A 12,155-nucleotide genomic window follows, 5' to 3' on the forward strand; every position below is an offset into this window, starting at 1 on the left:
CGTCACGTTGGAGATCCGATGTCCCTTCGCCCGCTGCTTCTGCTTGCCGCCGCTGTCGCTACCCCGGCCGCTGCCGGCGGTTTCTTCCTTCAGGAACAGTCGCCCCTCGCAGTCGGCCGCGCCTTCGCGGGCGAAGCGGCGATCGGCGATAGCGCCGCGACGGTCTGGTACAACCCCGCCGGAATGACGCGCCTGCCGGGCACCAGCCTCGAGCTCGGCACCCACATCCTCGACATCGAGAGCGCGCAGTCGGACCGCGGCTCGACCCGCGGCGTCGCGGGTACCGCGCTGCAGCTGCCGACCGGCGGCGGCGACGGCGGCAACCCCTTCTCGCGCCCGATCGCCATCCCTTCGGGCTACCTCAGCGCGCAGGTCGCGGATTCGAAGCTGTGGCTGGGCCTCGGCATCAGCGCGCCGTTCGGCCTGAAGGTCATCTATGACGAGGACTTCTTCGGCCGCTACGATTCGCTCGGCTCGGACCTCAAGTCGTTCAACATCCAGCCGTCGGTCGCCTACAAGATCAGTGACCGTATCTCGGTCGGTGCCGGGTTCGACATCCAGACCTTCAAGGTGTCGCTGACCTCGGCGCTGCCCAACGTCTCGCCGACGCTGCCCGACGCGCGCTCGCGCATCGACGGCGAGGATCTGTCGTTCGGCTGGAACGCCGGCGTCCAGGTCGACCTCGGCCAGGTGCGCCTCGGCGGCCATTACCGCAGCAGCGTCAAGCACACGCTCGACGGTGCGGTGCAGGTCGAGGGGCTGGTCGGCCCGCTCGCTGCCGGCAACGGCTCGCGCTTCGGCCTGGCGCCGCTCAGCACGCCCGACATCGCCACCGTCAGCGCGGTATTCGGTGCCGACAAGCTGCGACTGCTCGGCTCGGTCAACTGGTACAACTGGTCGCGTTTCGAACGCATCCGCGTCAGCACGCCCGACGGCACGGTGATCGCCAACAGCGAGCAGCAGTATCGCGACACGTGGAGCTACAGCGGCGCGGTCGAATATGACGTGTCCGACAAGTTCACGCTGCGCGCCGGCAGCATGTTCGATCAGACCCCGACCCGCGACGAGTTCCGCACCACCCGCGTCCCCGACGGCAACCGCATCTGGGCGAGCACCGGCCTGACGATGCGCGTCAGCGAGGCGGTGGCGCTCAACGCCAGCTATGCGCACGTCTTCGTCAAGACCAAGCAGATCGACCGCACCGACCCGTTCTTTGCCGGCACCCCAGCAGCGACCAGCGCACGCATCCGGTCGGAGAACACCGGCAACGTCGATATGGTCGCAGGCAGCGTAAGCCTGCGCTTCTGACACTTCGGCTACGAAACTATTCGAGTTAGCATGGCGGGTCGGCAACCCCGCCATGCTAATACGCCGGCATCGTCGCAGCCCGTTGGAGCGAGCGACGCCTGAGAGACCCAGTGTGCTCCCGCTTCATAGCCGGAGACAGTCATGGTCAATTCACTTCTCACGCCCACCCCGCAGGCGCTTGCCGAGGAGCGCGTCGCCGAGCCCGTGGTCCACCACGTCGCGCACGGCTTCTCCGATCAATTCGCGTTAGGCTTCACCAAGGTGCTGCGGTTCAGCGCCGATACCTTCTTCGCCAAGCGCTACGGCCACCGCGCCATCGTGCTGGAGACGGTCGCCGCAGTGCCGGGCATGGTCGGTGCGACGATCCAGCACCTCACCTCGCTGCGCCGCATGCAGGACGATCACGGCTGGATCCGCACGCTGATGGAGGAGGCCGAGAACGAGCGTATGCACCTGATGACTTTCATCCAGATCGCGCAGCCGACCTGGTTCGAGCGGCTGGTTATCCAGCTCGTGCAGGGCGTCTTCTACCTCGCTTTTTTCGCGCTCTACATGGTCAGTGCTCGCACCGCGCACCGCATCGTCGGCTATTTCGAGGAGGAGGCGGTGATCAGCTACACGCTCTACCTGAAGGAAATCGACGAGGGCCGCTCGCCTAACGTCGCCGCCCCGGCGATCGCGCGGCACTACTGGAAGCTGCCCGCCGACGCCACGCTGCGCGATGTCGTGCTCGTCGTGCGCGCTGACGAGATGCATCACCGCGACATCAACCACGGCTTCGCGAGCAAGCTGGCGGGCTCGCCGGCGAGTGCGGTCGCTGTCGCACCCTATCCCGAACACGCCGACGACATCCGCCTGGTGGCCTGACCGGCCGCTTGTCGGCGCGCGGGCTAGCCCCTAGTCAACGGCGATGCCCGAGCCCACCGACCGCATCCTCGACACCAACTTCGCCGACGCGCTGAGCGACCGTTACCTCGTCTACGCCCTGTCGACGATCACCGCCCGCTCGCTGCCCGACGTTCGCGACGGGTTGAAGCCCGTCCACCGCCGCCTGCTCTGGGCGATGCGGCTGCTCAAGATGGAGCCCGACGGGACGGTCCGGAACGGCACGGCCTTCAAGAAGTGCGCGCGCGTCGTCGGCGACGTGATGGGCAAGTACCACCCGCACGGCGACCAATCGATCTACGACGCGATGGTGCGGTTGGCGCAGGAGTTTTCGCTGCGCTACCCGCTCGTCGACGGCCAGGGCAATTTCGGCAACATCGACGGCGATAACCCCGCCGCGATGCGCTACACCGAGGCGCGCCTGACCGCCGCCGCGGCCGAGCTGATGGACGGCCTCGACGAGGCCTGCGTCCCCTTCCGCGACACCTACAACGGCGAGGAGGAGGAGCCCGAGGTCTTCCCGGCGCTGTTCCCCAACCTCCTCGCAAATGGTGCGGCCGGCATCGCGGTCGGCATGGCGTGCTCGATCCCGCCGCACAACGTCGCCGAGATCGTCGACGCCGCCGCGCTGCTGCTCCACGATGCCGAGACGCCGCTCGATGCGCTGCTGGAGAAGTTCACCGGCCCCGACTTCCCGACCGGCGGCGTCGTCGTCGAGAGCGCGGCGTCGATCCGCGAATCCTACGCGACCGGCCGCGGGTCCTTCCGCCTGCGCGCCAAGTGGGAGGTCGAGGACCTCGGCCGCGGCACTTGGGTGATCGTCGTCACCGAGATGCCGTACCAGGTCATCAAGGGTAAGCTGATCGAGGACATCGCGGCGCTAATCAACGACCGCAAGCTGCCGATCCTCGCCGACGTGCGCGACGAGTCCGACGCCCAGATCCGCCTGATCATCGAACCGCGCAGCCGCAACGTCGAGCCCGCTGTGCTGATGGAGAGTCTGTTCCGCCTGACCGATCTCGAAACGCGTTTCCCGCTCAACCTCAACGTCCTCGACAAGAACCGCCGTCCCGGCGTGATGGGGCTGCGCGAGGTGCTGGGCGCCTATCTCGACCACCAGCTCGACGTGCTAACCAAGCGTACTGAGTTCCGGCTGGCGAAGATCGACGACCGGCTGGAGATCCTCGCCGGGCTGCTCAAGGCCTATCTCAACCTCGACGAGGTGATCCGCATCATCCGCTACGAGGACGACCCCCGTGCCGAGCTGATCGCGGCGTTCGAGCTGACCGAGCGCCAGGCCGAGGCCATCCTCAACATGCGGCTACGGTCGTTGCGCAAGCTCGAGGAATTGGAGATCAACAAGGAGAACAAGGCGCTGACCGCCGAGGCCAAGGGCCTGCGCGCCCTGCTCGCCTCGCCCGCGCAGCAGCGCGAGCGGATCGGCGCCGACCTCGCGACGCTGCGCGCGCGCTACGGTCCAGAGACGGTGCTGGGCAAGCGCCGCACGCAGATCGCCGACGCGCCGCCGGTCATGTTGATCCCGCTCGAAGCGATGATCGACAAGGAGCCGCTGACGGTCATCGTCTCGGCCAAGGGCTGGGTGCGCGCGATGAAGGGCCACGCCGACCTGGCGGGTGCCGAGGCACTGAAGTTCAAGGAGGGCGATGGTGCTGCCTTCGCCTTCCACGCCCAGACCACCGACCGCATCGTCGTCGCCGCCGCCAACGGCCGCTTCTACACGCTCGCCGCCGACCGCCTGCCCGGCGGGCGCGGCTTCGGCGAGCCGTTGAAGCTGATGATCGACCTGGAAGGCGAAATCGTCCGCGTCTTCGCGCACGTGCCGGGCAGCAAGCTGCTGCTCGCAGCGAACGACGGGCGCGGCTTCATTGTCGCGGGCGACGACCTGCTGGCTGAGACGCGCAAGGGCCGCCAGGTGATGACGCCGCGCGCCGGTTCCACGCTGGCGATCGTACGGCCGCTCGCGGCGGAGGCGGACGCGCTGGCGCTGGTCGGCGACAACCGCAAGCTGCTCGTCATCGCCCTCGCCGACGTGCCGGTGATGACGCGCGGCCAGGGCGTCGCGCTGCAGAAGTACAAGGACGGCGGCCTGGCCGACGCGAGTGCCTTCGTGCTGGCGCAGGGCCTCAGCTGGACGATGGGGGGCGCGGGGACACGCACGCGCACCGAGACCGATCTTGCCGCGTGGCAGGGCGCGCGCGGCGGTGCGGGGCGGTTACCGCCGCAGGGTTTCCCGAGGGATAACAGGTTCGGATGAGCGACGAGCAGATGATCAGCGTGATCGGCCTAGTGTGCGCGCTGGTGCTGGCGCTATTCGCGCTGCGGCGGATGTAGCAGGCCCGCTTCTTCTTCGCGCCTTCGCGCCTTCGCGCCTTTGCGTGAGATTCTTCGGTCCCTCTCGTTGGACGGGCTGGGACATCGGGTTTCACGCGAAGGCGCGAAGGCGCGAAGGCACGAAGAAGAAGCGCTGAAACTAGTTCGTCATCCCCGCGAAGGCGGGGACCCAAAGTCCCCGAACGCAGTGACGTACCCAGCACCCGCCAGCCTCGACCTTTGGTGACCTTGGGTCCCCGCCTCCGCGGGGATGACGACCGTTAAATTGGTGCTGCGACCGCTGCTTCGACGAGCTGGTCGACATCTTTCGGAAACCCCGCCGCGACCCACGCCCGCTCGAAATACCCCAGCCGCCGGCTGACCTCCGGCCCCGGTGGCACGCCGCGCGCGATCAGGTCGCGGCCCGAGATCGGCAGGCGCGGCTTCACCCACCCGTTCAGCGCCGCATCGGCAGGCACACCCGCCAACAGCCGCCGGTCGACCGCCGCGTCGAGACCGTCCCAATACGCCTCCGCCCGCGCATCGGCCTGTGGCGGCGCCGCCATCGCCACCAGCCGCTTGCGCTCGGCGTTCGACAGGCGGAGGCGCACCGCGACATCGTCGAGCACGGCAACATCGCCGGGCAGCAGCGCCGCGAGCCGCCGCAGCCAGTCGGGCGCCGGCTCGACCGCCGCGAGCTGCACCAGCCGCTCGACGCCCGCCACCTCGGGCAGCACCGGCGTCAGGATGCCGTGCGCGACCATTGTCCGGACAACTTGCACGACGCCATCCGCGACGAGCAGCTTCGAGATCTCGCCTCGGATGCGCTCGCGCGACAGTGCCATCAGGTCGTTGGCACGCGCCGCGCACGCCGCGAGGCCCTCCGCATCGGGCTCGCCGCGCCCGAAGCGCGCGTGGAAGCGGAAGAAGCGCAGGATGCGCAAATGATCCTCGGCGATACGCGTCGCGGGCACGCCGATGAAGCGCACCCGACGCTCGTCGAGATCGTCAAGCCCGCCGAAGAAGTCACTGATTTCCATCGTGTCGGGGTCGACCGACAGCGCGTTGATCGTGAAATCGCGGCGCGCCGCGTCGTCGCGCCAATCGGTCGAGAACTCGACTGTCGCGTGCCGCCCGTCGGTCGCGACGTCGCGGCGCAGCGTCGTCACCTCGATCGTCTCGCCGTACGCCAGCGCGGTCACCGTGCCGTGCGCGATGCCCGTCGGGATAGCCTTCAGGCCCGCCGCGCGCAGCCGCTCGACGACAGTCGCGGGCGCCAGCGGCGTCGCGAGGTCGACATCCGATACCGGCAGCCCGAGCAGCGCGTCGCGCACCGCACCGCCGACCGGCCTCGCCTCGCCCAGCGCCGCGAGCACCGCGCGCACGCCCGGCGCATCGAGCCAATCCTGCGGCGGCAGCTTCACGCCAGCCGCCGCGACAGGTTGACGAGCATCGCCGCGGTCGCGCCCCAGATCTCGTGCCCGCCCGCGTCGATGACGTAGAAGCGCCGCTCGCGACCCTGCCACTCGCCGGTCCGCGCTTGGTGATTGGCGGGGTCGAGGACATAGTCGAACGGGACTTCGAACAGCGTGTCGACCTCGGCGGGGTTCGCCGCGAGCGGCAGGCCGGGCGGGATGATCCCGAGCACTGGGGTGATCGAATAGCCCGTCCCGGTCTCGTACAGGTCGGTGGTGCCGACGACGGTCACCGCGCCGGGATCGAGCGCCACTTCCTCCTGCGCCTCGCGCAGCGCCGCCGCGACCGGCCCGTCGTCGCCGGGGTCGATTCGGCCGCCGGGGAAGGCGACCTGCCCCGCGTGCCGGCGCAGATGTTGGGTGCGCCGAGTCAGCAGCAGCGTCGGCGCCGGCCGGTCGATGACGGCGATCAGCACGGCGGCATCGGTCAGCACGCGCGCCGGATCGGGTGCGTGCGCCGCCACTGCCCAGTCGCCGCCATAGGCCGCGCGCGTCGTGCCGGTCGCGGCGCGCAGCCGCTCCGCCAGGCTCATGCCGCGCTGCCGAACGGGAAGAACACGCCCCCGCTCCACACCCCCGGCGGGTCGGCGGCGAGCGCGACCTCGGCCAGCTGGTAGAAGACCGCACGCGCGACCAGCGCCTCGAGCCCGCGCCGCACGTGCAGATAGGGGCGCGGCGTGCCGTCCGCGGCAGTCTCGACGCGCAGGATATTCTCAGGCCCCGCAACGACATGGTCGCCGGTGTTGAGGCGGAAAGCGATCGTGGCATCGGCCCCCTCCCCCGCCACGGTCGCCTCGACCGCGACGAACGGCGCGTCGTCGACGACGATGTCGAGCTTCTCGCCCGGCGTCACCAGCACGTACGAGCCGTCGGCCTCGCGCCGCAGGATCGTCGAGAACAGGCGCACCAGCTCGGGCCGGCCGATCGGCGTGCCGGCGTGCCACCACGTGCCGTCGGCGGCGATGCGCATGTCGCTGTCACCGCAATGCGTCGGATGCCACAGCTCAACCGGCGGCAGCTTGAGGTGGCCAATCGCCGCAATCAGCTCGGCCAGCGCGGTGCCCGCACTGTCGCGGGTCGAGGCCAGGTCTTCATTCATCGTGCGCTTTCCTATACGCTGTTGCGGCCAAGCTACAGGGGGTCATCGTGCCGCGTTTGCTCGCCCTGCTCCTCGTCCTCGCCGCCGCGCCCGCGGTCGCCGCACCGACGCCCGACCGCGCCACCACGCGCCCGTCGTGCGAGCCCTTCACCGACGAGCGCGAGCTGCGCTTCCGCACGCCGATCGCGACGATCAGCGGGCATATCGCGGCGGGCAGTGTCAGCGAGCCCGGCGACAAGACGCCCGAGGTCGGCCAACAGCTGGTCTTCGGCAGCGCCGAACTGGTCGATGACGCGACCGGCGCACGCCGCCGGATCAGCTATGCCTACTGGAACACCACCGACGGCTGTGGCGGCTGGGAGCCGGCCCGCGGCGCGCGCTACACGTTCGACCTCGCCGACGACAAGGCGAAGGACGGCAGCCTGCGCGTCATGCGCTACGTCACCGAACTCGGCGCGCGGCGCTAGGCGGCGAGACGGCGCTCGGCGATCGATTCGAGCGCTGCGATCTCGGGCAGGTGCGTGCCATTGCGGACCAGCAGCCGCGCACGGTCGATCGGGCCCGGCACCGTCCAGCGCTGCGTCGGGCCGGCTTCGAAACCAAAGGCGCCGTAATAGGGCATGTCGCCGATCAGCACGACCGGTCCGGTTCCCGCCGCATCGGCGCGCGCCAGGGCCCCGGTCAGCAACGCTTTGCCCAGTCCCTCGCAGCGCCGCGCCGGCGACACCGCGAGCGGCCCGAGCAGCGTCAGCATGTGCACTCGCCCGCGCGGCTCGCGCAGCGCCACCGGCCACAGCTGGATCGACGCGGCGATCCCCTCGTCGCGGAAGACGAGGCTGAGGTCGGGCAACGGCTCGGCACCCTCGCGCAGGCGATAGGCGGTGCGCGAACGCCGCGCAGGGCCGAAGCAGGCGTCGAGCAGGCAGTCGATGGCCGGCGCGTCGTGCGCCGTGGCGGTCGTGATCATGGTGGAAAGTCCCGGAAAAAGGCTCGAAGCTCTGGCTGGACGGCCGCTCAACCGTCCCCCGCCGCGCCGGCTGGCGCGACGGTCAGAGTCGTCGAAGGCTTTGCATCGGGTTCACTCCGTCGCCGCTATCAGGCATCGCGCACCCGTGCAATATCATACTCGAAGCGCCTCAACGCGCGAGGAACGGGGAAGGTCCGCATGAAACTCTATGACATGGGCCTCGCGCCCAACCCGCGCCGGGTGCGCATCTTCCTCGCCGAGAAGGGTATCGAGGTCGAGCGCGAGGAGGTCGACATCCCCGGCGGCGCGAACCTGTCGGACGCCTACCGCGCGATCAACCCGCGCTGCGTGGTGCCGACCCTGGTCCTCGACGACGGCAGCATCATCGACGAATCGATCGCTATCTGCCGCTATTTCGAGGCGATGCACCCCTCGCCGCCGCTGTTCGGCACGACGCCGATCGAGCAGGCGATGATCGAGAGCTGGCAGCGCCAGTGCGAGTTCGACGGGCTGTTCGCGGTTGCCGGCGTGTTCCGCAACCGCTCGCCCAATTTCGCCGGGCGGTCGATGCCAGGGGCCGCACCGTCGCTGCCGCAGTCGGCGGAGCTGGCCGAACGCGGCGCGCTGCTGACCGCGCATTTCCTCGAGCGACTGGAGGCGCGGCTGGCGGCCAGCCCGTTCGTCGGCGGCGAGGCCTATTCGGTGGCGGACATCACCGCGATGGTCGTCGTCGACTTCGCGAAATGGGTGCGGATCCGGTTGCCCGAGACGCACGCCGCGACGCTGTCATGGTACGCAGGGGTTTCGGCAAGGCCGAGCGCCAAGGCCTAGCGTGCCTGTGCGCCTGACCGAGATCGTCATCCCGGCCAGCGAGGCCGAGGCCGACAATTGCTGGCAGGCGGGCGCGTGGGCGTCGCAGGTCATTCAGATGGCGATCGACGAGGCGGGGTACGAACTCGACGAGCTTCCCGAGGATGCCGTGCGGTTCGATGACCTCTGGGATTATCTTGCCCGGTGGGCGAACAGCGGACACGCGCTGGTCTCGGAAAACACCGATGAGAATTCGGGTTCGTGGCACCGGGCCGCGCAGCTTTTCGATAGGCTGGAGTTCGCGGGGCATGGGGCGCTGCTGCGGGATTTTGCCGCCTTCGCTGTCGCAAACCGCGACCGGGTCAACGATCTCTATGCCGATGGCGAGGAAGCGACCGCACGCGAACTCTTCGAGCCGTTCGACGATCGGCTCAGCGCACAAAGCCCGTCGTTCGACGATTTGCGGTTCATGCTGCGCGACTGGCTGCTGCGGCAGCCGTGGGTGCGGGTCGACGATGGCGACGAACCCGCCAGCGCCGCGCGCATGCAGCGCTCAATACCTCGGCATCCTCTGGCGGAGCAGCGGCTGGCCGCCAGAAAGCGGCAGCGGCTTGCCGAGCATCATGGCGAAGCGGCGGTGCTCAAAAGGCGCCTGCTGGCCCTGCTGGACCGCAAGTCGCCCCGGTAAAGAGGCTAGAGCGCCGCGATCGCCGTGTCGGTCAGGCGCGTCTGCGTGCCGGCATCCGAACCCGCCAGAACGGCGCGGGCCTTCGCCGTCGCCATGTCGACCGCACGCGCCCGCAGCGCCGCCTCGGCCGCACGCTCGGACGCCGCGATACGCTCCTCGGCGGCCTTCGACCGGCGCGCGATCAGCGCGTCGAGGTCGCGCGAGCCCTGCTCGGCGATCTCGCGGGCATTGCGCTGCGCCTGCTCGACGATGCGGGCCGCGTCGCCCGCCGATCCGGCCAGCCGTGCCTCGGCCTGCGCGAGCAGTGCCTCGGCCTCGGCGCGCAGCCGGGCGGCCTCGTCGAGGTCGTGCTTGATCTTGACGCCGCGGTCGTCGAGCGCCTTCGCCGCCGCCTTGTGAACGCCGAGATAGATCAAGACCGCGACGAAGAGCAGGAAGCCGACGCCGACCCAGAAGGTCGGATCGGTGTAGAACGGCCCGACGTCGCTCGAATGCTCGACCTCGGCGACGGTCTTGTTGGTCGCCGAGACGCCCTCGATGCCGATCGTCGCTTCGCCCGCGGGCGTGTTGGCGGGGGCGTCGGTCTGCGCGATCGGCGCGTTGTCGTTCGGCGCACTCATGCCGCTGCTCCGGTCAGGCGCTTCACCAGGTCGTTCGCGACATCGTCGGCGACGACCTGCAGGTCGGCCTCGGCGGCCGTGCGGGTGGTCGCCAGCGCGGCGCTGGCGGCCTCGTCCTGCGCCTTCAGCCGGGCGCCGAGCTCGGCGAGCTTCTCAGCTGCCTGCGCGCGCGCCGCGTCGGTCGCGGTGGCGAGTTCGGCGCGCGCCTTGACGTGCGCCGCCTCGACCTCCGCCTCGTGCTCGGCCTGCTTGGCGTTCTCGAGCGCGCGGGCAGCCTCGGCAGCGGCGTAGTCCGCTGCCTGCTGGTCGGCACGCCGCGCCGCCATGCCCATCAGACGCGGTGCCGCGACCGAGCGCACCACCGCGAATAGGATGAGGAAGGCGACCAGCAGCCAGAAGATCTGGCCGCTGAACGTCGAGGTATCGAGCTGAGGCATTGTAACCCTTTACGGCAGTTCTTAGCCGAACAGGATGAGCAGCGCGATCAGCAGGCCGAACAGGCCGGTCGCCTCGGTCAGTGCGAAGCCGAGCAGCAGGTTGGTGCGCTGGCTGGCGGCAGCCGCCGGGTTGCGCAGCGCGGCCGACAGATACTGGCCGAAGATGTTGCCGATGCCGATACCGGCACCCAGGAGCGCGGTGCAGGCCAGGCCGGCGCCGATGTACTTTGCTGCTTCAGCTTCCATGTCAAAGTCCTTTGCGGTGATTAGTGGTGAGCGTGGAGGGCGTCGTTCAGATAGACGCAAACGAGCACGGTAAAGACGTACGCCTGAAGCACCGCGACGAGCGTCTCGAGCGCGGTCATCGCGACGACGACCGCCAGCGGCACGATGCCGAAGATGCCGAGCGACACGATGAAGCCGGCGAGCACCTTCAGCAGCACGTGGCCCGCCATCATGTTGGCGAACAAACGCACCGACAGGCTGATCGGGCGGATGAAATAGCTGACGATCTCGATCGGCGTCAGGATCAGGTACATCAGCGGCGGCACGCCGGCCGGCGCGAACATGCGCAGGAAGCCCAGGCCCTGATGCGCGATGCCGACAAGCGTGATGCCGACGAAGGCGATTAGCGCCATCGCGAAGGTCACCGCGATGTGGCTCGTCACGGTGAAGCTGTACGGCAGCAGCCCCGCGAGGTTAGCGAACAGGATGAACAGGAAGGTCGTGAAGATCAGCGGGAAATACTTCCGCGCTTCGGGCCCGGCGCTACTGACGATCGTGTCGTCGACGACCTCGTACAGCATCTCGACCGCCGACTGGGTACGGCCGGGGACCAGGGTCGGACGGCGCAGGCCGATCAGGATGAGCAGCGACGCGAGGCCGGTGACGATCAGCATCCACGCGCTGGCGTTGGTGAACGACAGGTCGATGCCAGCGACCTCGATCGGGATCGTCTTGGTGATGACGAACTGATGGAGCGGATCGGCCATTACTTCTTCTCAGCCCTGTCTGCAGCATCCGCGGCGTCGGCGGCGTCCCATTTCGCGCCGTATTCCGCGGTCAGGCGAAAGACGTTGCGCAAGCCCGCGGCGAACCCGACGATCAGGCCCAGGATCATCAGCCACGGCGCCGTGCCGAGCCAGCGATCCAGCGCATAACCGCCGCCCGCACCGATCACCACGCCGACCACCAGCTCGATGCCGATGCGAAAGCCAATGCCCATCGCGGTGCCCGCGGTGCGCGAAGCCTCGGCACGAATGGCGTCGGCATCGCGCGCGGCGCGAACCTCGGCCAGCCGCTTGTCGAGCGCGACCTCGTCGATGGGGGCGATATCGGGCAAGAAATCTTCCGAAAACATATGAAAACGCCGCGCCGGAGACCCCGCGCGACGACGTGCGCTCTCTAGTGAATGCTGCGGTGCGGTGTCAAGGTCGGCGAAGCGCGGCCGAGTGAAGCGCAGCGAACGCACTTGCGTTCGGAAGCTGCACGCGGACTCGCGCAAGCCCGGCCGGCGGCCCGGGCGGCCTATCCGC

At 69.2% G+C, this 12,155-nt stretch carries 15 protein-coding genes; 6 read left to right on the forward strand and 9 right to left on the reverse strand.

Annotated elements, in window-relative coordinates; translation table 11 throughout:
• Positions 1–18 precede the first annotated feature (18 nt).
• The 3 genes from FMM06_RS08410 to parC all read left to right on the forward strand — a co-directional run bounded on the left by FMM06_RS08410 (position 19) and on the right by parC (position 4,468).
• Positions 19–1,308, forward strand: coding sequence for an OmpP1/FadL family transporter (locus FMM06_RS08410; protein ID WP_144236807.1), 1,290 nt, complete (start codon positions 19–21; stop codon positions 1,306–1,308).
• 141 nt (positions 1,309–1,449) lie between these two features.
• Positions 1,450–2,175, forward strand: coding sequence for an alternative oxidase (locus tag FMM06_RS08415; protein ID WP_144236808.1), 726 nt, complete (start codon positions 1,450–1,452; stop codon positions 2,173–2,175).
• Positions 2,176–2,218: 43 nt separating this feature from the next.
• Positions 2,219–4,468, forward strand: a complete 2,250-nt coding sequence (parC, locus tag FMM06_RS08420; protein ID WP_144236809.1) for a DNA topoisomerase IV subunit A — start codon at positions 2,219–2,221, stop codon at positions 4,466–4,468.
• Between the two features lie 337 nt (positions 4,469–4,805).
• Here parC and FMM06_RS08425 read toward each other — a convergent pair whose 3' ends face one another.
• Genes FMM06_RS08425 through FMM06_RS08435 form a run of 3 tightly spaced genes read right to left on the reverse strand, consistent with a single transcriptional unit; the run spans position 4,806 to position 7,098 of the window.
• Positions 4,806–5,948, reverse strand: a complete 1,143-nt coding sequence (locus FMM06_RS08425; RefSeq protein WP_144236810.1) for a CCA tRNA nucleotidyltransferase — start codon at positions 5,946–5,948, stop codon at positions 4,806–4,808.
• Positions 5,945–6,532: a CoA pyrophosphatase gene (locus FMM06_RS08430; protein ID WP_144236811.1), complete on the reverse strand. Its 588-nt coding sequence runs from the start codon at positions 6,530–6,532 to the stop codon at positions 5,945–5,947. Before FMM06_RS08430 ends, FMM06_RS08425 begins: the two co-directional genes overlap by 4 nt.
• On the reverse strand, positions 6,529–7,098 hold the full coding sequence (locus FMM06_RS08435) for a DUF1285 domain-containing protein (protein ID WP_144236812.1): 570 nt from the start codon (positions 7,096–7,098) through the stop codon (positions 6,529–6,531). The genes FMM06_RS08430 and FMM06_RS08435 overlap by 4 nt, the downstream gene beginning before the upstream one ends.
• Positions 7,099–7,145: 47 nt before the next feature.
• On the opposite strand from FMM06_RS08435, the gene FMM06_RS08440 reads away from it, so the two are divergent.
• Positions 7,146–7,565, forward strand: coding sequence for a hypothetical protein (locus tag FMM06_RS08440; RefSeq protein ID WP_144236813.1), 420 nt, complete (start codon positions 7,146–7,148; stop codon positions 7,563–7,565).
• Here the strand turns inward: FMM06_RS08440 and FMM06_RS08445 are convergent.
• Positions 7,562–8,065, reverse strand: a complete 504-nt coding sequence (locus tag FMM06_RS08445) for a GNAT family N-acetyltransferase (protein WP_144236814.1) — start codon at positions 8,063–8,065, stop codon at positions 7,562–7,564. The genes FMM06_RS08440 and FMM06_RS08445 overlap by 4 nt on opposite strands.
• 198 nt (positions 8,066–8,263) lie before the next feature.
• Here FMM06_RS08445 and FMM06_RS08450 point away from each other — a divergent pair, with 198 nt between their 5' ends.
• Together FMM06_RS08450 and FMM06_RS08455 are read left to right on the forward strand one after the other, a co-directional pair.
• On the forward strand, positions 8,264–8,896 hold the full coding sequence (locus FMM06_RS08450; RefSeq protein WP_144236815.1) for a glutathione S-transferase family protein: 633 nt from the start codon (positions 8,264–8,266) through the stop codon (positions 8,894–8,896).
• A 7-nt stretch (positions 8,897–8,903) separates the two neighbouring features.
• Positions 8,904–9,563 carry a hypothetical protein gene (locus FMM06_RS08455; protein WP_144236816.1) on the forward strand — a complete coding sequence of 220 codons (660 nt, stop codon included), beginning with the start codon at positions 8,904–8,906 and terminating at the stop codon, positions 9,561–9,563.
• A gap of 5 nt (positions 9,564–9,568) precedes the next feature.
• Here FMM06_RS08455 and FMM06_RS08460 read toward each other — a convergent pair whose 3' ends face one another.
• From FMM06_RS08460 to FMM06_RS16965, 5 genes are read right to left on the reverse strand one after another with little or no spacing between them, the layout of a single operon-like run.
• Complete coding sequence (locus FMM06_RS08460) at positions 9,569–10,183, reverse strand: F0F1 ATP synthase subunit B family protein (protein ID WP_144236817.1); 615 nt, start codon at positions 10,181–10,183, stop codon at positions 9,569–9,571.
• Positions 10,180–10,620, reverse strand: a complete 441-nt coding sequence (locus FMM06_RS08465) for a F0F1 ATP synthase subunit B family protein (RefSeq protein WP_144236818.1) — start codon at positions 10,618–10,620, stop codon at positions 10,180–10,182. The genes FMM06_RS08460 and FMM06_RS08465 overlap by 4 nt, the downstream gene beginning before the upstream one ends.
• A 21-nt stretch (positions 10,621–10,641) precedes the next feature.
• Complete coding sequence (locus tag FMM06_RS08470; protein ID WP_144236819.1) at positions 10,642–10,866, reverse strand: F0F1 ATP synthase subunit C; 225 nt, start codon at positions 10,864–10,866, stop codon at positions 10,642–10,644.
• A gap of 20 nt (positions 10,867–10,886) precedes the next feature.
• On the reverse strand, positions 10,887–11,612 hold the full coding sequence (locus FMM06_RS08475; protein WP_144236820.1) for a F0F1 ATP synthase subunit A: 726 nt from the start codon (positions 11,610–11,612) through the stop codon (positions 10,887–10,889).
• On the reverse strand, positions 11,612–12,091 hold the full coding sequence (locus FMM06_RS16965) for an AtpZ/AtpI family protein (RefSeq protein ID WP_207790256.1): 480 nt from the start codon (positions 12,089–12,091) through the stop codon (positions 11,612–11,614). The genes FMM06_RS08475 and FMM06_RS16965 overlap by 1 nt, the downstream gene beginning before the upstream one ends.
• Positions 12,092–12,155: the final 64 nt, after the last annotated feature.

It is taken from the genome of Glacieibacterium frigidum (assembly GCF_007097155.1).
GTDB classification, from domain to species: Bacteria; Pseudomonadota; Alphaproteobacteria; order Sphingomonadales; family Sphingomonadaceae; genus Glacieibacterium; species Glacieibacterium frigidum.